General features: G+C 37.8%; 1 protein-coding gene. It reads left to right on the top strand.

All coding sequences use genetic code 11. The features are described 5' to 3' along the window. Position 1: 1 nt before the first annotated feature. Positions 2-365, top strand: a 364-nt coding sequence (locus UNSWCS_RS11990) for a Cj0814 family flagellar-dependent secreted protein (protein WP_035143718.1), incomplete at its 3' end; no start/stop codon positions are given.

Below are 365 nucleotides of genomic sequence, written 5' to 3'. Positions count from 1 at the left end.
GATAAACGCACTTGGTAGCTACCCCTTAAATTTAGAGCAGAACATAAAGGTATCAACCAAAGTTGCCACCAAACAAACAAGCTCAGAGGTTTTAGGCTACAAGGTAGATAAAGATGGCTACTTTACAGATGAGTTTAATAAACAAGCTGGCATACCAAGTGATTATAAAATTCACTCAAGCACGCTGGAGTCGTTAGTAAGGATAGAGACGCAGTCTGACTATATGCAAAGGACTTTTGATAGCATCGATATACTAAAAACCGTAAATAATGCCTATAAAATTCTCTCCCAAGTAGTTGGCGAAGACACACTAAACTCAAAAGATAGCTTTAGCTTAGATGAGATAAGAAATTTCCCTCAAGGCT

The organism is Campylobacter concisus UNSWCS (genome assembly GCF_000466685.1).
GTDB lineage: Bacteria > Campylobacterota > Campylobacteria > Campylobacterales > Campylobacteraceae > Campylobacter_A > Campylobacter_A concisus_A.
The sequence above is the reverse complement of the archived record's forward strand: the minus strand, read 5'-3'. Positions and strand labels throughout refer to the sequence as shown.